Source organism: Candidatus Dormiibacterota bacterium (genome assembly GCA_035635555.1).
Lineage (GTDB): Bacteria > Acidobacteriota > Polarisedimenticolia > Gp22-AA2 > Gp22-AA2 > Gp22-AA3.
This window is the reverse complement of the sequence record DASQAT010000046.1, coordinates 290,350-309,503: the sequence shown is the minus strand read 5'-3', so window position 1 is coordinate 309,503 and position 19,154 is coordinate 290,350. Positions and strand designations below refer to the sequence as shown.

General features: G+C 67.5%; 19 protein-coding genes and 1 tRNA gene. 3 read left to right on the top strand and 17 right to left on the bottom strand.

Annotated features, from left to right (window positions below):
- Positions 1–15: 15 nt before the first annotated feature.
- The 10 genes from VEW47_14090 to VEW47_14045 all read right to left on the bottom strand — a co-directional run bounded on the left by VEW47_14090 (position 16) and on the right by VEW47_14045 (position 10,771).
- Positions 16–1,227 carry an acetyl-CoA C-acetyltransferase gene (locus VEW47_14090; protein HYS06311.1) on the bottom strand — a complete coding sequence of 404 codons (1,212 nt, stop codon included), beginning with the start codon at positions 1,225–1,227 and terminating at the stop codon, positions 16–18.
- Positions 1,224–2,006: an ATP-binding protein gene (locus VEW47_14085; protein HYS06310.1), complete on the bottom strand. Its 783-nt coding sequence runs from the start codon at positions 2,004–2,006 to the stop codon at positions 1,224–1,226. Before VEW47_14085 ends, VEW47_14090 begins: the two co-directional genes overlap by 4 nt.
- A gap of 52 nt (positions 2,007–2,058) precedes the next feature.
- A complete protein-coding gene (locus VEW47_14080) occupies positions 2,059–2,925 on the bottom strand; it encodes an RNA polymerase sigma factor RpoD/SigA (GenBank protein ID HYS06309.1) in 867 nt (288 codons plus the stop codon).
- A 3-nt stretch (positions 2,926–2,928) separates the two neighbouring features.
- Entirely contained in the window at positions 2,929–3,291 is a 363-nt protein-coding gene (locus VEW47_14075; protein HYS06308.1) for a helix-turn-helix transcriptional regulator, read from the bottom strand.
- Between the two features lie 55 nt (positions 3,292–3,346).
- Positions 3,347–4,474: a J domain-containing protein gene (locus VEW47_14070; protein HYS06307.1), complete on the bottom strand. Its 1,128-nt coding sequence runs from the start codon at positions 4,472–4,474 to the stop codon at positions 3,347–3,349.
- Positions 4,471–4,947, bottom strand: a complete 477-nt coding sequence (locus tag VEW47_14065) for an Hsp20/alpha crystallin family protein (protein ID HYS06306.1) — start codon at positions 4,945–4,947, stop codon at positions 4,471–4,473. The genes VEW47_14070 and VEW47_14065 overlap by 4 nt, the downstream gene beginning before the upstream one ends.
- Positions 4,944–6,887 carry a molecular chaperone DnaK gene (gene dnaK / locus VEW47_14060; protein ID HYS06305.1) on the bottom strand — a complete coding sequence of 648 codons (1,944 nt, stop codon included), beginning with the start codon at positions 6,885–6,887 and terminating at the stop codon, positions 4,944–4,946. The genes VEW47_14065 and dnaK overlap by 4 nt, the downstream gene beginning before the upstream one ends.
- Before the next feature lie 136 nt (positions 6,888–7,023).
- Positions 7,024–8,256, bottom strand: a complete 1,233-nt coding sequence (locus VEW47_14055) for a DUF4388 domain-containing protein (protein HYS06304.1) — start codon at positions 8,254–8,256, stop codon at positions 7,024–7,026.
- 6 nt (positions 8,257–8,262) lie between these two features.
- The gene (locus VEW47_14050; protein HYS06303.1) at positions 8,263–10,245 is read right to left on the bottom strand and encodes a tetratricopeptide repeat protein; all 1,983 of its coding nucleotides are present in this window, start codon (positions 10,243–10,245) and stop codon (positions 8,263–8,265) included.
- A 55-nt stretch (positions 10,246–10,300) separates the two neighbouring features.
- Positions 10,301–10,771, bottom strand: a complete 471-nt coding sequence (locus tag VEW47_14045) for a DUF1844 domain-containing protein (protein HYS06302.1) — start codon at positions 10,769–10,771, stop codon at positions 10,301–10,303.
- A gap of 163 nt (positions 10,772–10,934) precedes the next feature.
- Here VEW47_14045 and mazG point away from each other — a divergent pair, with 163 nt between their 5' ends.
- Positions 10,935–11,783, top strand: coding sequence for a nucleoside triphosphate pyrophosphohydrolase (gene mazG, locus VEW47_14040; GenBank protein ID HYS06301.1), 849 nt, complete (start codon positions 10,935–10,937; stop codon positions 11,781–11,783).
- Here the strand turns inward: mazG and VEW47_14035 are convergent.
- The 4 genes from VEW47_14035 to murJ form a co-directional block, all read right to left on the bottom strand.
- The gene (locus VEW47_14035) at positions 11,695–12,657 is read right to left on the bottom strand and encodes an acetyl-CoA carboxylase carboxyltransferase subunit alpha (GenBank protein HYS06300.1); all 963 of its coding nucleotides are present in this window, start codon (positions 12,655–12,657) and stop codon (positions 11,695–11,697) included. The genes mazG and VEW47_14035 overlap by 89 nt on opposite strands.
- Before the next feature lie 110 nt (positions 12,658–12,767).
- The gene (xerD, locus tag VEW47_14030; GenBank protein ID HYS06299.1) at positions 12,768–13,658 is read right to left on the bottom strand and encodes a site-specific tyrosine recombinase XerD; all 891 of its coding nucleotides are present in this window, start codon (positions 13,656–13,658) and stop codon (positions 12,768–12,770) included.
- Positions 13,655–14,101: a D-aminoacyl-tRNA deacylase gene (dtd, locus tag VEW47_14025; protein ID HYS06298.1), complete on the bottom strand. Its 447-nt coding sequence runs from the start codon at positions 14,099–14,101 to the stop codon at positions 13,655–13,657. Before dtd ends, xerD begins: the two co-directional genes overlap by 4 nt.
- A complete protein-coding gene (gene murJ, locus VEW47_14020; protein HYS06297.1) occupies positions 14,098–15,657 on the bottom strand; it encodes a murein biosynthesis integral membrane protein MurJ in 1,560 nt (519 codons plus the stop codon). The genes dtd and murJ overlap by 4 nt, the downstream gene beginning before the upstream one ends.
- 131 nt (positions 15,658–15,788) lie before the next feature.
- On the opposite strand from murJ, the gene VEW47_14015 reads away from it, so the two are divergent.
- The gene (locus tag VEW47_14015) at positions 15,789–16,214 is read left to right on the top strand and encodes a single-stranded DNA-binding protein (protein HYS06296.1); all 426 of its coding nucleotides are present in this window, start codon (positions 15,789–15,791) and stop codon (positions 16,212–16,214) included.
- Positions 16,215–16,251: 37 nt separating this feature from the next.
- On the opposite strand, the gene VEW47_14010 is transcribed toward VEW47_14015, so the two are convergent.
- The 3 genes from VEW47_14010 to VEW47_14000 all read right to left on the bottom strand — a co-directional run bounded on the left by VEW47_14010 (position 16,252) and on the right by VEW47_14000 (position 17,235).
- Entirely contained in the window at positions 16,252–16,401 is a 150-nt protein-coding gene (locus VEW47_14010; protein ID HYS06295.1) for a hypothetical protein, read from the bottom strand.
- Positions 16,402–16,406: 5 nt separating this feature from the next.
- Complete coding sequence (locus VEW47_14005; protein HYS06294.1) at positions 16,407–17,132, bottom strand: tetratricopeptide repeat protein; 726 nt, start codon at positions 17,130–17,132, stop codon at positions 16,407–16,409.
- A gap of 26 nt (positions 17,133–17,158) precedes the next feature.
- Positions 17,159–17,235, bottom strand: a tRNA-Arg gene (locus VEW47_14000).
- 132 nt (positions 17,236–17,367) lie between these two features.
- Between VEW47_14000 and ggt the strand changes: the two genes are divergently transcribed.
- Complete coding sequence (gene ggt, locus VEW47_13995; GenBank protein HYS06293.1) at positions 17,368–19,137, top strand: gamma-glutamyltransferase; 1,770 nt, start codon at positions 17,368–17,370, stop codon at positions 19,135–19,137.
- The last annotated feature ends 17 nt before the right edge of the window (positions 19,138–19,154 follow it).

Here is a 19,154-nt window from a genome sequence, read left to right as displayed (position 1 = left end):
GGCCGCTGATGAGAATTAGCGCTTCGTGCCCCCGGCCGCCTCGACAACCACGGCGATCCCCTGGCCACCGCCGATGCAGGCGCTGGCGATGCCGTAACGCCCCCCCCGCCTGCGGAGCTCGTGGAGGAGCGTCAGGACCAGCCGTGTGCCCGTGGCCCCCAGCGGGTGACCGAGCGCGATCGCTCCGCCGTTGATGTTGACCCGGTCGCGATCCAGGCCGAGCTCCTTCTCCACGGCGAGGTACTGCGCGGCGAATGCCTCGTTGATCTCGAACAGATCGATCTCGCCGAGCGCCAGGCCGGCGCGCTCGAGCGCCATCCGGATGCTCGGCACGGGACCGATCCCCATCAGACGCGGCGGCACGCCGCTCACGCCGTAGGTGATCACCCGTCCGAGAGGCTCCCCTTTCAACCCTCGAGCCGCCGAGGGGGACGCCAGAACCACCGCCGCCCCCCCGTCCACGATCCCCGAGGCGTTGCCCGCGGTGACGAAGCCCCGTCCCTGGAACGCCGGCGGAAGTTTCGCGAGCACCTCCAGGGTGGTGTCCGGGCGTCGGTGATTGTCATCCGTCACGACGATCTCCTTACCCCGATCGCGCACGGTGACCGGGACGATCTCGTCCCTGAACCGGCCCGCGCGGAACGCCGCGTCGGCGGCCTGCTGGCTGCGCAGGGCGTAACGGTCCGCCTCCTCACGGCTGATACCGCGCTCGACCGCCAGGTTCTCGGCGGTCTGCGCCATCGCGCAGCCGCAATGCGTATCCATCAGCCCCACCAGGAGGGAGTCCTCGAGCTGTGCGTGACCCATGCGCAGCCCGGAGCGCAGACCCCGCACCACGTGCGGGGCCTGCGTCATGTTCTCCATGCCCCCGGCGAGAACCACCTCCGCCTCCTGCAGGCGGAGGAGCGAGGCCGCGGTGACGATCGACTGGATCCCGGAACCGCACAGGCGATTGACGGTCAGCGCGGGGACGGCGTCGGGCAACCCGGCCTTCAGACCGACGTGCCGCGCGCCATACAGGGCGTTGCCGCTCGTCTGCATGGCGTTTCCGAAGACCACGTGATCGACCCGCCCCGCGTCGGCACCCGAGCGCCGGAGCGCCTCGCGCGCGGCCAGAGCACCGAGCTCCACCTCGGTCAGGTCCTTGAAGAAGGTGTTGTACTCGGCCATCGGCGTTCGCGCGCCGGCCACGACCACGGCATCGAAGACGGGGGCCCGGCCGCTCATCGGCTCTCCTTGGGGCGCTCGACACCGGGGCCCAGGTGGTGGTCGGCGCGCTTGATCGTCTGTCTGAAATCCTGCGCCTCGACCTTGACCAGGTGGCACATCTCGTGGAGGCGGGAGTAGACCCGCGGCCCGATCCGCTCCTTGAGCGTCGTCCCGCGCCCGGCGGACGCGTCGTCCTGGTAGTTGGTGGTCACGAGCGTGGAGCGCCCCTCGTTGTAGCGTGTCGTCACGATGTGCGACAAGGTCTCCTCCACCCAGGGGCTGAATTGCCGGCCGCCTAGGTCGTCCAGCAGGGCGACTTCGCTCTGCAGCACCGGCTGCAGAAGTTCGAGCTCGCTCATGCCCGACTGGCGGTCGAAGGTCGCCTGCAGCTGCCGCAGCAGGTCCTGCACGTCGCAGAACAGGCACGGCACCCCCTTCTCGACTCCCAGACGCCGCAGCGTCGCCACGGCGAGGTGCGTCTTGCCGACGCCCGGCGGCCCGATGAGGAGCAGGCCGCGGTCGTTCAGGGGGTATTCCTCCGCGAAGCGCCCCGCCCAGGTCTTCGCCCCTTGCAGGGAGAGCTGGTGCGGGCCGTAGGCTGCGAAATTCTCGAACTCGCAGTCATGGTAGCGCCTCGGGATGCGCGCGCTCTCCAGGAACTCCTGGATCTCGGTGCGCCCGGACCGCGGGGCGCGCCGGCAACCGCAGGGCCGCGCGCGGCGGGCACCCTCGTGCTCGAGGATGACGAAACCGGTCCCGCCGCAATGCGCGCACGGGCCCTCGTCCAACTCGCCCATCGCTCACCTCCGCCCCGGCGCCGGCGCGCAACGGAAGGCGCCGGACACGCACCTAGTTGAGGTAGCCCTGGAGCTGCTGACACTTCTGCGAGCGGTTCAGCTTCTCGAGCGCCTGGGCCTCGATCTGCCGGATACGCTCGCGTGACAGCCCCATCATCTCCCCGATCTCCTTCAGGGTCTTCGGTTCCCCTTCATCCAGCCCGAAGCGGAGTCGCAGCACCTTCTGCTCCTTCGGGTCGAGCTCGCCGAGGCACGCATACAGGTGATCCTTGAGGGACGAGCGCAGCAGGGCCAGGTCGGCCGCCGGGATCACGTCCTGCTCGAGCTTGTCCGACAGATGGAATTCGTGCTCCTCGTCGATCACCGTGGACAGCGACACGTTCTCGTCCGCCACCTGAAGGAGCCCCGTGACCTCCTCGACCGGGATCTCCAGTTTGGCGGCAATCTCATCCGGCGTCGGGTTGCGCTCCAGGTCGAGGGTCAGCTGCGAGATCGTCTTGCCGATGCGGTACAGGAGGTTGGCCTGCTTCTGGGGGAGGCGGAACGCCCCGCTCTGGTCCGACAGGGCGTGGATGATGGCCTGCCGAACCCACCAGACCGCGTACGTGATGAACTTGACGTTCTTCTTCGGGTTGAAGCGCTTGGCGGCCTCGATCAGCCCGATGTTCCCTTCGTTGATGAGGTCCAGGAAAGACAGGCCGCAGTTCCGGTATTTCTTCGCGAAGCTGACCACAAAGCGGAGATTCGCCTCGACCAGCTTGCGCAGCGCCTCCTTGTTGTCACCGCGCTGGATTCGATCCCCCAGGACCTTCTCCTCCTCGGGGGTGATGCGCGGCAGCTTCGAGATCTCTTGAAGATACTTCTTGAGGGTCTCGGAAGAGCCTGCCGTCCGCCTGCTGGGCGCCCGTTCTTCTTCCACCCGTCACCTCTTTTCGACCTTGAAGGAACGCCCCGGGGCCGAAATCCTGACCAGCGCCCGTGACGATTCGATCGCACCCTCCTGCACACGCTTTCCCAATTCGTCCCGCACCTGCGCGACGAAGCGGTCCATCTCCTGCTGCATGGTCTCGATCTTGCGGCGCAGGTTCACGATGATCTCGACGCCGGCGAGATTGACCCCCAGATCGCGCGTCAGGTTCAGGATGAACGACAGCCGCTCCAGGTCCTCCTCCGAGTACAGGCGCGTGTTTCCTTGAGTGCGCGACGGCTTGACCAGGCCTTCCCGCTCGTAAAGGCGGAGAGTCTGGGGATGGACCTCGAACCGCCTGGCCACGACGCTGATCATGTAATAGGCCTTGTCCTTGTGCGCCCCCCGTCCGGCCCGGCGTCTCGCGCGAGGTTCAGAGGCGGATGCCACGGCGCAACTCCTCTCCCGGTGCCAACACGCCGAGCTCTCTGAGCAATTGCCGGGATTTTTCGTCCGCCGCGCGGGGGGTGACGATGTGGACTTCCACGTACTCGTCCCCGCGTCCGGAGCCTCGCATGAGCGGAGCGCCCTTGCCGCGCAGCCGGAATTTCTGGCCGCTCTCCGTGCCCGGCGGGATCTTGACGCTGGCCCGGCCGTCGATCGTCGGGACCTCGATCCGCGCCCCCAGGGCGGCCTCGGTCACCGTGATCGGCACGGTGCAGTGAATATTATCACCAATTCTTCTGAAGAAAGGGTGCGGAGCCACCTGCGTGACGATGAAGAGATCGCCCGGCGGACCGCCCTGCCGCCCGGCCCGTCCCTTCCCCGGCACGCGCACGCGAGAGCTGTTGTCCACGCCGGCGGGGATGGGGATCTTGATCGTCTCCGATCTGCGCAGCACGCCGCTCCCCTGGCAATTGCCGCACCCTTCGTCGCCGAGCACGCCCCCGCCGGAGCAGCGCCGGCAGGTGGTCGCGAAGCGAAGGAGACCCGAGACATGGCTGATCCGCCCCGTCCCCGCGCAATCCGGACACGGTCGTCGCGTGCGCGAGGGCACCCGTCCTGAACCGGTGCACCGCAGGCAGGAGGCCTCGGCTTCGATGGCCATCTCCGTCGTCAGGCCGTGGAGGGCGTCGAAGAACCCGAGGCTCAGGGCGCGTGTGATGTCGTCCCCCCGGCGCGGCCCTTGGCCCACGTGCGATTCTCCGTCACTACGGCCGAAGATCTCCGAGAAGAACGACGAGAGCCCGTGGCCCCCTCCGCCCAGGTCGCCGAGATCGAATCCGAAGTCCTGCGCGGAGCCGGAGGCCCAGGGGCGCGCCGCCACGCCACCCGGAGCGAACCCCTCCCCGTACTGATGCTCCCTGTCGTGCTTCCTGCGCCTGTCGGCGTCCGACAGGACGTCGTAGGCTTCGGTGATCTGCTTGAACCGTTCTTCCGCGCGCCTGTCCCCGGGATTGAGGTCGGGGTGAAACTTGCGCGCGAGCTTCCTGTAGGCCTTCTTGATCTCGCCCAGCCGGGCCTTCCTTTCCACACCCAGCACGGCGTAGTAGTCGATCACGACCTGACCTGCACTTTGATCGAATGCACCCGTGCGTCCGAGGACCTGGGCAGGACAACCTCCAGGACACCGCGACGCAGACGGGCGCTGACCTTCCTCTCGTCGACCGGGGCGGGAAGGTGCAGGGTGCGCGAGAAGGAGCCGTAGGGTCGCTCGACGCGCAGCGCCGAGCGCGCCTCCTCCTCGAGCGGACGGCGTCCCTCCAGCGTCACGATCCCTCCCTCGACGCGGATCGTCAGGTCGTCGGGCCGGACGCCGGGCACTTCGGACGTCAGGACGAACGACTCGCGGTCTTCGCGCAGGTCGATCGGAGGACTCCAGCGGGCCAGCCCCTCGCTCGATAAATCACCCTTGCGCAGGACCGACTCGAGCAGCCGGTTCAGGCGATCCTTGAGACTCATCAGGTCGCGGAGCGGGTTCCACGGAACGGACCTGTTCACGCCGCGCCGGGGACGCGCGGCGCGGACGCTCATCGCTTCGACTCGTCGACGTCGACGTACTCCGCATCGATCACATCCCCTTCCTTGTGAGCGCCCCCCGTCGAACCCGGAGCCGCGCCTCCCGGGGCGCCCTCCTCACCGGTCGCCGCTCCCGGCGAACCTCCGGGTTGCGTCCCCGACGTCCGGTACAGGACCTCGGCCAGGCGATGGGACGCCTGCTCGAGACGCTTCAAGGCCTCGTTGATCGCGTCTTTGCCGCCGCCCTCCATCGCCTTGCGCACATCCTCGATACCGGCCCGGATGGCGCGCTCGTCGTCGGCCGACACCTTGTCCCGGTTTTCCTCGAGGAGCTTCTCGATCTGGTAGACGCGGCTGTCGGCTGTGTTGCGGGCCTCGATGTCTTCTCGCTTGCGAAGGTCTTCCTCGGCGTTCGCCTTGGCCTCCTTCACCATCTTGTCGATATCGTCTTTCGCCAGGGTTCCGGTGCCGCTGATGGTGATCTTCTGCTCCTTCGAGGTCGCCATGTCCTTGGCGGAAACGTTCAGGATGCCGTTCGCGTCGATGTCGAAGGTCACCTCGACCTGGGGAATCCCGCGCGGCGCCGGCGGGAGACCGATCAGATGGAAGCGCCCGAGCGTGCGGTTGTCCCGGGCGAGCTCGCGCTCTCCCTGAAGCACGTGGATCTCGACGCTCGTCTGGTTGTCGGTCGCGGTGGAGAAGGTCTCGCTCTTGCGCGTGGGAATCGTGGTGTTGCGCTCGATGAGCTTGGTCATGACGCCCCCCAGGGTCTCGACGCCGAGCGACAGCGGCGTGACATCCAGGAGCAGGAGATCCTTGACCTCACCCCCGAGCACTCCGGCCTGCACCGCGGCGCCGATCGCCACGACCTCGTCCGGATTGACTCCCTTGTGCGGCTCCTTGCCGAAATACTGCTTGACCAGGTCCTGGATCCTCGGGATGCGGGTGCTGCCCCCGACCAGCACGACCTCGTCGATGTCCGAGGCCTTGAGACCGGCGTCCTTGAGGGCCTGCTCGACCCGCGGGATGGAGCGCTCGAAGAGATCGTTCGCCAGCCGCTCGAACTGGGCGCGCGTCAGCTTCAGCTGGAGATGTTTCGGTCCGGAAGCGTCCGCCGTGATGAACGGCAGGTTGATCTCCGTCTCCATCACCGTGGACAGCTCGCATTTGGCCTTCTCGGCCGCCTCCTTGAGGCGCTGCAGCGCCATGCGGTCCTTGGAGAGGTCGATCCCCTGGTCCTTCTTGAACTCGGAGGTGATCCAGTCCACCACGCGCTGGTCGATGTTGTCGCCGCCCAGGTGCGTGTCCCCGTTGGTCGATTTGACCTCCACCACCCCCTCGCCGACCTCCAGGATCGAGATGTCGAATGTTCCGCCGCCGAAATCGTAGACGGCGATGACTTCGTCCTTCTTCTTGTCCAGGCCATACGCCAGGGCGGCCGCGGTCGGCTCGTTGACGATCCGTTCGACCTCGAAGCCCGCGATCCTGCCGGCGTCCTTGGTGGCCTGGCGCTGCGCATCGTTGAAATAGGCGGGAACGGTGATGACCGCGCGAGTCACCTTCTCGCCCAGGTAGTCCTCGGCGGACTGCTTCATTTTCTGCAGGATGTGGGCCGAGATCTGCTCAGGACTGTAGTCCTTCCCCCGGATGCGGACCCTGACCGCGTTGCCGGGACCGGCCACGATGCGATAGGGCACCATTTTCATCTCTTCATTGACCTCATCCATGCGCCGGCCCATGAAGCGCTTGATGGAGAAAACGGTGTTTTCCGGGTTGGTGATCGACTGCCGCTTGGCCACCTGTCCGACGAGGAGCTCCCCCTTTTCGGTGAATGCCACGACGGAAGGCGTGGTCCTGGACCCCTCGGCATTCGGTATGACGACCGGCTTGCCACCTTCCATGATGGCGACGACTGAGTTGGTCGTCCCGAGATCGATGCCGATAATCTTGCTCATGTAAGTCCTCCTTGAGTCGATATATTCTTCTTAGCCACGTCGCAGTATAAATATTGAGTGTATCATTGTCAAGTTATTATTTGTGCTTCGTACGTTCAATAAGTCGTTATTTGTAAGTTACTTGTCAGGTAGACAGCTACCCGGATGGCGCACTGCTAATCTCGACTCGATTGACAGGATTCCCATCCGGCGCGAAGGAGATACTGTATCCACCGGGCGTGATCCGATACTCGAACGGTCTGCCGAGAGGATCCAGGATGGCCTGTGGCTTGAGAAGATGGCTCGTGACGAGATATCTCAGGTTCTCGGGATATCCCCGGTTAAGCAGGAAGTAGACCTGGATCGCGAAATCGACCCGCTGCATCCGGCTGAGGGTGATCGAACCCCGGATCGAGCGCGCCTGCTCCCCGCCGATGAGAGGATTCAGGTACGGCGCAGCCGCCTCCCCTCGCAGGAGCCCGCGCGCAATGGTTTCGGCGTGGCGCGTCACGAGGCCCCCCGCCAGGAGCACCAGGATCAGATACCCGAGGGCGACAAGCGCTCTGGAGGCTGCCGGGGTTCCGGAGACCGCCCGGGCCGGGGAGGCCGCCGGTGCCGTCCTGGGGCCGACGCTCTTGACCTCCTCGAGGAGCTGGCGTCCAATCAGTTCGTAGAGGAGCCGGCAGGTGTCGAATTCGCTCAGACTGCAACGCTCGACGATCTCCTGCACCGTGCGGTGGCCGTCCACCAGCTGGTAGACCTTGCGCTCTTCATCGCTCAAGGTGATGGCGCGGGCCGCGTCGTCCTTGCCCGCGGTCGCGGCGGCCCCCTTCGGGGCGGCGGCGATTTCGACGTTGGCGTGCCGGTAGACGGCCGAGAAGGATCGTATCCCCTTCTCTATCATCGGCCATTCGTCGAGAATGCGGGCGCCCTCCATGAGGATGCTCTCCGCGGACATCGGAACGACATGCTCCTTGTCGTAGTCGACGCGCTCCTCCTGCGAGAAGTCGTACTCGCCGTCGCGCCAACGGAACAGCCGGTGGACCATGTGGCTGATCTGGATCTGCAGGGCCTCCCGCAGAATGTTGGGGTCGATGAACTTGTTCTCGACCAGGATGTTTCCCATCCGTTTCAGCGTGCTCTTCTGGATGCGCAGGGCCTCCTGGAGCTGCGCCTCGGTGATGCGCCCGGATTTCACGAGCACGGTGCCGATCCTGTCCTCAAGCCTCCGGTGCAGCGCATCGGCCGAGACGACGTTCCCCTCGACGAACGAGACGGTGACCACTTCCTTGTCGCTCTTGAGAGTCAGCACGCCGGTCTTATGCTGGATGCCGATGAGCTGGAAGATGTCCGCCAGACTGAAATCCTTCAGCGTCCCCTTCAGCGCCATGCCGCGTCACTCCTTCTCGGCTTCCTGCGACGACAGATTTCCGATCAGCCAGACGAGCAGTCCGAACGAACCGAGCACCGCGTCGGCTCCCAGATTGGCCGAGGTGATCGCCTCCGCGGGGACGAGAAGCTGGTCCTTCAGGAGGATTCCCAGCCAGACCCCGCACCAGCAGGCAAGAAGGAGCGATCCGAGCCAGGACCTGCCGCCCAGGACATGTCCGCTCCCCGGGAGCGGAAGGCTCAGCAGTCTCCGCCCGACCCAGACGCGGCGCCGGTACCGCACGACCTCTTCCATCTTCCTGCTCTTGACGGTTGGCGCCAGCCCGTCGCGCAGGATGAACAGATGCACGCACTGGGAACAGTGGTCGGGGTCCTTCGAACCGACCCGGCAGCGCCGGCAGAACGGCCTCCCGCAGCGCCGGCACCGCCGCGCCGCGGTGGAGCGGGGCGCCACTCCGAACCCGGGAAGGATGAGCGCCAGAAGGAGCCCGGCTCCGCCGGCGACTGTCGCCGGGGCCGAGAGAGCGCGCGACCAGGTCGACCGCACGCCCTGCTCGAGCCGCAGCGAGAGCGCCCGCTTCCAGATCTCCGCGCGCGTGTATCCGAGGTCGGCCGGCGTCCTCTTGGCGCGACCTTCGTTCCCCTGCGCCAGAAGCGCGGTGACCAGCGCGTCGTCGATGCGTCGCGCGGCCTTCAGTTCCTGGTCCGCCGATTCGAGGTGGAAGGCCTCGAGATGGGCGAGGTGGCTGTTGTAATGGGCGATCGCGAGGGTCGGGTCGATGTCCCCCGCCTTCTTATACAGATTCTGGGCGATCGAGAACTCCTGGCGGAGCGCGTTCAAGTTGGCGAGATTCACCATGGCGCGCGCGTTCCCCCGATCGATTGCAAGCACCCGCTTGTACAGGTTCATCGCCTCGTCGAACCTTCCGGCCATGCGGTGCATCGAGGCCAGGACGAACGGAAACATCGGGTCGTCCGGATGCTCCGTGGCCAGCCGCTCGAGCGCCTTGAGATCCTGGACGTCGTAGCCTCCGCGGAGCGTTCGAATGAGCGCCCGCGCCCCGGGATCGACCGCGGTCCCCGCGATCCAGTCCACCACGCATCCCACGGGACCCGTCCCGATCAGCAGGCCCAGCGCCAGGAGCGCGAGGAGTCTCTCCGCCCTCCTGAAATAGGGAAAGAACAGCACCGTCCAGGAGGACAGGAGCCAGACGAACGGTGCCAGGACAAGAATCGGCAGCACCATGAGCGCCCAGCCCAGCAGACGCGCCGATTCGTCGGACAGGGTCCTCGCGTAGCGCTCCCGCAGGTCGTGGAAGAACGCCGGCGAAATGTGCAGACAGATCAGCAGGAGAGCAGCGGCGACTCCGAGACACAGCCCCAGGTAGACGATGAGCAGTCCATTGCCGGTCTGCTGGTACACGGAGTCCGCGTCGCTCACCCAGATCTTGAGGGCGGACCAGGTCTCTCCGACAGCCCCCGAAAGGTCCCGGTCCCCGCGCACGAGGGCGATCGCCAGACCCAGGTGGGCCGCGACCAGCGCCGGATCGAAACGGGACGCGAGCCGGAAATTCTCCTGCGCTCCGCGGTAATCACCCTCGTCCAGGTGGCGGCGGGCCTCGGCCAAGAAGGCCCCGGCGATCTGGGGCGCTCCCCTGAGCCCTTCGCGCTTCATGAAATCGAGTGCCGTCTCGATCAGTCGGGCGGCCTCGACCGATTCCCCGCGCTGCAGCAGCGCACGCTCCTTGAACCACAGTTCGGCGAGGACCTCGCGCGCGTTCACGCCCTCCAGGAGGGGCGCCACGTCGGCGGCCGCCGTCTCCCCTGAAGGACCCGCCCCGCCGCCGGCAGGCGGGGGGATCGTCCCCGGGTTCTGGATGATCGGGTGGTTCGGATCGAGGACGATGACCTCGGGCTCCTGCCCGCGCGCGGGAGCGACGGTGGACCCGAGGAGCAGCGCCACGGCGACGGTCGCCGGGCCGCGGGTCAAGCACCTTCTCATGAAGGACGGACGCTCGACCATGGGCGCAGGGCGCGCGGACGGCTCACGACGTCTTCGATGTCTTCTGCTTCTGGAGTTTGACGACCGCGAGCTTGAGATCGTAGAGAAGCGAATCCATCAGCCTCGCCTCGTCAGGCGTCAGGTTTCCGCGCGTTTTGATCTGGAGGGCCTGAAGGAGATCGATCACCTGCCGGGCGCCGTCGAGGTCCATTTCGACCTGGCCGCTGAAGGGGTTGGGCATCTCACCCAGATTGGCCGCGGCGGTCGCCGCCAGGTTGCGAACGAGCCCCACGAAGTGGGCCGACGCGGCCTGCTCCTCCCGGGTCGACGTCGCCGCAGCGGGAGGCTGAGCGTCCGCTGCGGTGACCCGCGAATGCCCCGGGGGCGCCGGGTGCGGAGGCGGGGACTCCTCGGAAGGCGCGTCGGGAGTCCGCCGCGTCCCGTCGGGCGTGAACAGGCGCCGATCGACGACGCGGATCTCCTCGCGTTTCCTCTCGTCCTTTTTCTCCATCATCGTGCCGCGTCTCCGCCACACCGTGCTCGCGGCGCGGAGGATAGCACCGCGGCGTAGCCCCGCACAAGCGCTCGTATCGCGGCGGCGTTTCCTCCCTGCCGTTGCTCCGCCCCCCGCGGTGGACTAAGATGCGCGGCGCGCCGGGGAGACTGTAGTGTCGGAGATGAAGCGACTCACGGAGATCATGGATCGCCTTCGCGGTCCCGACGGCTGTCCTTGGGATCGCGAGCAGACCTACGAGACGCTCGCAACTTTCCTCCTGGAGGAGACGTACGAGGTGGTCGACGCGATGCGTTCCGGCGTGCCGGCCGCCCACCGCGAGGAGCTGGGCGACCTCCTGTTCCAGATCGTGTTCCAGTGCCGCATCGCCAGCGAACGCGGCGAGTTCGACATGGAGGCCGTCATGCGGGACATCGGCGACAAGATCATACGAAGGCACCCGCATGTCTTCGGGGACACGCGTTTGGGCGATGCCGACCAGGTCCTCCGACAATGGGAGCAGATCAAGGTCGAGGAGCGACGCGGCAAGCCCGACGGCTCGATGTTCGGCAGCGTCCCTCCCGCGCTGCCCGCGCTCCTGAAGGCGTTGCGCATCTCCTCGAAGGCCGCGCGCGTCGGGTTCGACTGGGCCGATCTCAAGGGACTCCTCGAGAAATTCGAGGAGGAGGCCGACGAGATGCGCCGGGCGCTGCGTTCGAGGAAGCGCGGGGCGATCCGGGAGGAGATCGGCGACCTGCTCTTCACGATCGTCAATGTCGCTCGTCACGCGGACATCGACCCCGAGCTGGCGCTCCAGGATGCGAATCGAAAGTTCGTGGATCGATTCCGTTACGTCGAGGAGCGGCTGCGGAAGGAGGGCCTCGAGACGGCGCCCGAGAACAGGGGACGCATGGAAGCGCTGTGGGAGGAGGCCAAGAGGTCGCTCAAAAAAACTTCGCCTGGCCGAAGGTCCCCATCCGACGGAACTTCTGGTAGCGCGCCTCGACGCGCTCGGCGGGCGCCGCGCTCCTGAGATCGTCCAGCGCCCACGCCAGGTGCTCGTCGAGGATCGCCGCCTGCCTCGCGTGATCGGCCTGGGCTCCGCCCGGCGGCTCCGGCACGATGCCGTCGACGATCTCGAGTTCGCGCAGGTCCGGCGCGGTGATCCGCATGGCGCGGGCCGCGTCCTTGGCCTTGCCCTGGTCCGACCAGAGGATCGCCGCGCAACCCTCCGGGCTGATCACCGAATAGACGGCGTGCTCGAGCATCAGGATGCGGTCCCCCACGGCGATCGCCAGGGCGCCACCGCTGCCACCCTCGCCGGTCACCGTCACGATGATCGGGACGCTGAGACGGGCCATCGTGCGCAGGCTCGTGGCGATCGCCTCCGCCTGGCCGCGTTCCTCCGCCCCCTTGCCGGGGTAGGCGCCCGGCGTGTCGACGAACGTGAACAGCGGCCTCTGGAACTTCTCGGCCAGGTCCATGATGCGCACCGCCTTGCGATAGCCCTCGGGTCGCGGCATGCCGAAGTTGCGGCGGACCTTCTCGCGCGTGTCGCGTCCCTTCTGATGACCGAGGACCGCAACCGGCGCTCCCTTGTAGGACGCGAACCCGGCGACGATGGCGGGATCGTCCGCGTACTTCCGGTCGCCGTGGATCTCCACGAAGTCGGAAAAGAGAAGACGGATGTAGTCCAGGGTGTAGGGTCGCTTCGGATGGCGCGCCACCAGCGCCCTCTGCCACGGCGTCAGCCGCGCGTACACTTCCTGACGCAGCGCCTGCAGGCGCCGGTCGAGTCGCTCGATTTCGTCGGCGCGATCCTCACCGCCCGGCACGCCGGAGAGCTCCTCGATCTTCTTCTCCAGTTCGCGCAGCGGCCGTTCGAAATCGTCTTCCTCGGCGGCCATGCGAGGTAGTCAAGCACACGCCTCCGAACGTGTCAAGCAACCGGATCCGATCTGCGGCCTCCGTGTCGTCGATCCCGGAATCCGCGCGTCGTGTCTGCGGAGACGGGCGATCAGGCGCGCGGGTGGAAGTCGCGGTAGATCGCGCGCAGGCGCTCACGGTTGATGTGCGTGTAGATCTGCGTGGTGGAGATGTCGGCGTGGCCCAGCATCATCTGCACCGATCGCAGGTCGGCGCCGCGCTCGAGCAGGTGGGTGGCAAACGAGTGGCGCAGGACATGCGGACTGAGCTTCCCCCTGAGGCCGACGGCGCGACCGTGCTTCTTGAGAATCTTCCAGAAGCCCTGCCGGGTCATCGGACAGCCGCGGTTGTTGAGGAACAGCGAGGGACGGGCGGCGCCATTGAGAAGCCGGGGCCGCGCCCCGTCGAGGTAGGGGCGCAGGCGATCGGCCGCACCGCGCCCCAGGGGCACCAGACGCTCCTTGCTCCCCTTTCCGACGCAGCGCAGGTACCCCGCCTCAAGGCTCAGGTCGCGGACGCGCAGGGACACCATTTCGGAGACGCGCAGCCCGGTGGCGTAGAGAAGCTCGACCATGGCGGCGTCGCGCACGCCGAGGGGCGTCGAGACATCCGCGGAGGACAGGAGCTGGTCCACCTCCTCCAGCGTCAGGTAGCGCGGCAGGGACTTGGTGGTGCGGGGTCCGCGGACCTGCGCGGTGGGATCCTCGGCGACGATCTTCTCCATCACAAGGTACCGGTAGAACATGCGGACGGCGTTCAGGGCCCGGGCGATCGACTTGGGCGCCAGTCCTTCGGCCGAGAGGCGGCGCGCGAACTCGTTGATCTCCCCCTGGCGCACCTGCCGCGGGTTCCGCCCCTTGGCCTTGAGGTAGCGGCTGAATTTGACCAGATCGCGACCGTACGCGAGGAGAGAGTTCTTGGCGAGCCCGCGCTCGACCGTGAGATAGTGCACGAAATCGTCGATCAGGAAATCGGATTTCATCGAGACCGGCCCTCGAGAATCAGCGTGACCGGCCCGTCATTGACCAGCTCCACGGCCATGAACTCCCGGAACCGGCCGGTCTCGATTTTCAGCGGGCCCTGCGAGAGCTTCTCGACGAAGGCGCGATACAGCGGCTCGGCCTCCTCCGGTGGCGCCGCCCTTTCGAATCCGGGGCGCCGCCCGCGGCTCAGGTCGCCGGCGAGCGTGAATTGCGACACGACGAGAATCTCGGCGCGCGTCTCGAGGGCGGAAAGGTTCATCTTGCCGTCTTGATCTTCGAAGATGCGCATATTAAGCACTTTGTCGGAGAACCAGTCAAGTTCGCCGGCGGTATCCCCCTTCTCCACGGCGAACAACACGAGGAGCCCGCGGCCGATCCGTCCCGCGACCTCGCCACCGACGCGCACCTCGGCACGCGAAACCCGCTGCACGACCGCTTTCATCGTCCCGGCCCCAGTCCCGATCGCAGCATTCTCATTTCATCGTTGCCGAGCAGCGCCATCGCTCCGAAGTAGACCGCCCCCCCCCCCGCAATGAGGCCGCCCAGCGACAGGACCTTGGCGGCGAGACCGTGGAGAGCGACGACGTCGACGACCCGCAGCCCGAACATCAGGACCGCGGCCATCGCCCCCGCCGCCACGAGCGTGTGCCACGCCGACCGCGCCACGCCGGCGTCCAGGTACTCCCCGGCGCGGCGCCTGAGCATCCAGGCGAGCAACGCGCTGTCCGCGAGCGCGGAGATCGACGTGGAGAGCGCGATACCGCTGTGCCGCATCGGCCCGCGCAGCGCGAAGTTGAGGAGGAGGTGCAGGAAGAACGTGAGCGCCCCGACCTTGACCGGCGTGCGCGTGTCCCGATGCGCGTAGAACGCCGTAGCCTGGATGTTCACCGCCGCGAAAGGGAGCAGTCCGATGGAGTAATAGGCCAGGGCGCTGGCGGTCAGGAGGGTGTCCTCCCGGGTGAACCGGCCGCGCTCGAACAGGACGTGGATGATCGGCACGCGCAGCACGATGAGACCGAGGGTGGCCGGGACGGTCACGAAGAGAAGCAGGCGCATCGCCGTCGACAGCAGGCCGCGCACCTTCTCGGCGTCGCGATCCGCGGTGGCGCGCGACAGGGTCGGCAGAATCACGGTGGACAGGCTGATCGCGAAGATTCCCAGGGTCAGCTCGGTCACGCGGTTGGCGTAGTAGAGAAAGGAGACGCTTCCGGACTGCAGGGAGGTCGCGAACTGCGAGTCGATCACCAGGTTCACCTGGATGATGCCGACGCCGAACACGCGTGGCAGGATCAGCCGGCCCACCTCCTTGAGACCCACGAGGTCGAGGCTCGCGGGCGGACGCAGACTCATGCCGTGCCGCCAGAGCGCGGGGATCTGCACGATCAGCTGCAGGAAGCCGCCGATGAGGACCCCCACGGCGAAACCGTACGCGGGATCTGCGAAGTGGTTGCGCAGCCCCCAGGCGCAGGCGATGATGGCCGCGTTGAGCAGGACAGGGGTGAACGCCGGCAACGCGAAGACGTCGAACCCGTTCAGGATTCCCGACATGATGGCCGAGAGCGAGATGAAGAAAATGTACGGAAACATCATCCGGTTGAGCGAAATCGTCAGGGCGACCTTCTCGGGCGAGACCGCGAACCCCCAGGCGAGGGCCTTCACCAGAAGGGGCGAGAACGCGACGCCGAGCCCGGTGATGACGGCCAGGAGCGCCGCCATGGCGTACAGCACCGAAGCGGCGAAGCGCCACATGGCCTCGCGATCCCCGGAGCGGATGTAGCGCGCGAACGTCGGGACGAAGGCGGAGGTCAGGGCACCCTCGGCCACCAGCCGGCGCAGCATGTTCGGAATGCGGTAGGCGATGACGAAGGCATCGGAGGAGTTCGCCGCCCCCAGGATGGTCGCCTGCAGGCTGTCCCGGAAATAGCCGGCGATCCGGCTCAGCATCGTCACGACGCTCATCGAGCCGGCCGCGCGGATCAGCCCGCGATCCTTGTCCATCGTCCTCCCCACACTCCCGGGCTCGCCCGGGGCGGGGGGATTCTACGTGCCGCGCACGGGGCATGCAACCTTTCCGCCCGAGGGGTGTGGTAGGCTAGTGCACGGGAGCCTTTCGGACACAGGGGACGGCCATGGCAAGTCTCAACAAAGTCATTCTGATCGGTAATCTCGGACGGGACCCGGAGGTGCGCTACACGCAGAACGGCTCGGCCGTGGCAAACTTCACTCTCGCCACCAACGAAGTCTGGACCGACAAGGGGGGCGAGCGCCAGGAGCGTACCGAGTGGCACCGCATCGTCGTCTGGGGCAAGCAGGCGGAGATCGTGCGCGAGCACCTGACGAAGGGAAAGCAGGTCTACATCGAGGGATCGATCCAGACCCGCCAGTGGGACGATCGCGAGGGGAACAAGCGCCAGACGACCGAAATCAAGGCCCTGCGCGTTCTCATGCTGGGCCGGCCCGAGCCGGGCGAGGCCAAGATGAGCGCGGCCGCCTCCACCCCCGAGCCCGCGGGCGACGAGGCCGGACCGCCACCCGAGGACGACATTCCGTTCTGAGCACGTGCCCGGGAGTCGCTCGCGACTCCATGAGGCGTCAGCCGCGGCGCCTCGCGGCCGCGGCCGAAGGAGTCGTGCCGCGCCGCGGACGGTGCGCCTCCTTCCGCAGGGGTTTCGGGGCCGGGGGCGGCACGCGGCGCGTCGCGGCCATCCGGCCGCTCTTGGCGATGTTCACGAATCGACGCATGCGTCCTACGAGAGCTCTTCGACCTTCTTCTTCGCCTCGAACTGGTAATCGGAATTGGGAAAGTCGCTGACGATCTTCTGGTAGGTCTTGAGCGCATCCCCCCGGCGACCGAGCGCCTCCTGGCAGCGCCCCACACCCATGAGGCCCTCCTCCCTCGGGAAGAAACTCTGCGCGTCCTCGGCCAGGGCTTGGTACTGGATCAGCGCCTCCGAGGGATTTCCGTGGGCCTCCTTCAGGCGCGCCAGCTCGAAACGCGCCAGGGGCGCGAGAAAATCACCTGCGTATCTCGACAGCAGCTCCTGCAGCGCCTTGCCCGCGTCCTCCGTCTTTTTCATCTCGGCCAGCGCCAGCCCCTTGTAATACAGCGCCTTCGGAGCCGCGTGCGACGATCCATAGCGCCCGAGGATCTCGTCGGCCAGCTTCACCACCTCCAGGTCTTTCGCCTCGACCGACGAAAAGGTCCTTGCGCCGGGCGTGGACTGCTGGAGCGCATCGAGCGAGACCGACACGGGGGCCCGGTACGTCTGGATGATCTCTCCGAGCACGAACGAGGCCTTGTCTTCCCGGCCCGACCACCAGACCCAGCCTCCGAAGAGACCGGCCGCCAGGATGACCAGGGCCACGGTCGCGATCGCCAGCCGCCGGGCGTGGTTCTCGACGTAGAACGTGCCCCTCTCGATGGCCGTGACCAGTTCGTCGCGCTTGATCTGGTGTCGTTCCGTCTTCTTCATCGTCCGTTCCTTCCCTCTCCGAGGGATGGTGGGCCTGGCGTGACTTGAACACGCGGCACCCGGATTAGGAATCCGGTGCTCTATCCACCTGAGCTACAGGCCCCTCCGAAGACCCTCACTCTACCCGGCGGCGTGGAAGCCCGTCAAGGAGCGTCGCGGATCCACGGAGCCCTTTCGCGCGCGCGGCCGGGTGTGCGACACTTCCCCGCCCGCGACCGACGGGACAGGAGGACGGGTGAAACGAAGCGCGGCGAGGGGGATCTCTGCGGCGTGTCTGACCGTTTCCCTGGCGCTGGGCTGCCTGCCCCAGGCGCCCGCCCCGCCTTCGGCCGGCGCCCCGCCGGTCTTCGCCGCCGGCGCCGTCGCTTCGGGGGAGCCTGCGGCAACCCGGGTCGGAATCGAGATTCTTCGTGCCGGCGGCAACGCGGCCGACGCCGCCGTCGGCGTGGCCCTCGCTCTCGCGGTCGTGCACCCGCAGGCGGGGAACCTCGGCGGCGGCGGATTCGCGGTCGTCAAGACCGGTGACAGCGTGGCGGCTCTCGATTTCCGGGAGACGGCGCCCCGGGCCGCCACCGAGACGATGTTTCTGGACCGGAACGGCTCGCCCATCGATGAGGCGTCGGTCGTGGGTCCTCTCGCCGCCGGCGTCCCCGGGTCCCCCGACGGTCTGTTCGAGCTGCACCGGCGCTACGGCCGCCTCCCGTGGCACGCCGTCGTGTCACCGGCGCTCGCGCTCGCGCGCGACGGGTTCACCGTCACACCCCGGCTGCAGGAGGCGATCGAGTGGTACAAGGAGACCCTGGCGCGCTTTCCCGAGACGGCGAGGGTCTGGCTTCAGGACGGGAAGCCGCCCGCCGCCGGCAGCCTGCTCCGTCTCCCGGAGCTCGCGGCGACGCTGCGTCTCTACCTGGAGCGCGGGCCGGACGCGCTGACGTCCGGCGACGTGGCCGCCGCGGTGGAGTCGGCGTCCCGCGCACACGGTGGCGTCCTGACCGCCGCCGACCTCGCGTCGTATCGCCCCGTGTGGCGGGAGCCTCTGCGGTTCAAGGCCTTCGGATGGGAGCTCGCCTCGATGCCCCTCCCGTCCTCCGGCGGGATCATCCTGGCGCAGAGCCTGGCGATCCTCGAGACGCTGCGCTACCCGCAGCGCCCCCGGGGGAGCGCCGAGCGCGATCATCTCCTGGCCGAGACCTGGAGGCGGGCCTACGCCGATCGCTTCGTCCTCGGCGATCCGGAGAACGCGCGCGCGGGGGAGGCGCAGCTGCTCTCGGACGGCTGGATCGCCCGGCGCGCGGCCGACATCGACCCGTCCAAGGCGACTCCGTCCCGGGACATCCGTCCGTGGCCGGGACAGCCGGTGTCCGCCGCCGACGGCGGCATGAGGCCGGCGGCGACGACGCACCTCTCCGTGGCCGACGGCTCGGGGATGGTCGTGTCGTTGACTACGACGCTCAACGAGTGGTTCGGCTGCGGTCTGTACGTGCCCGGGGCGGGATTCTTTCTGAACGACGAGATGGACGATTTCGTGACCGCGCCGGGGCGTCCGAACCTGTACGGTCTCGTCCAGGGGGATGCCAACGCGGTCCGTCCCGGCGCGCGCATGCTCTCCTCGATGAGCCCGGTGGTCGCCTGGCGCGGTGGCGAGACGATCGCGCTCGGCTCGCGCGGCGGCTCGCGCATCCCGACGGTGATCACGCAGGTCCTGCTGAACCTGATCGTCGACGGGGATTCTCTCCAGATGGCGCTCGATCGGCCGCGCATCCACCACCAGTGGCTTCCCGACGAGATCGTCGCGGAAAAGGACGCGCTGTCGCCGGACGAGATGTCCGGGCTGATCCGCCGGGGTCACAACGTGCGCCCGTCGGACGGACTGGGCGAGGTGGCCGCCGTTCGTGTTTTCACGAACAGCCGCATGGAGGCGGCGGCCGACACGAGGCGGAACCCGGGCGGGGCGGACGTTCTGGCGGCACGAGAAGCGCCCGGCACGGCCGGACCGCCTCCCTGACACGCGTCCGTTCCCGG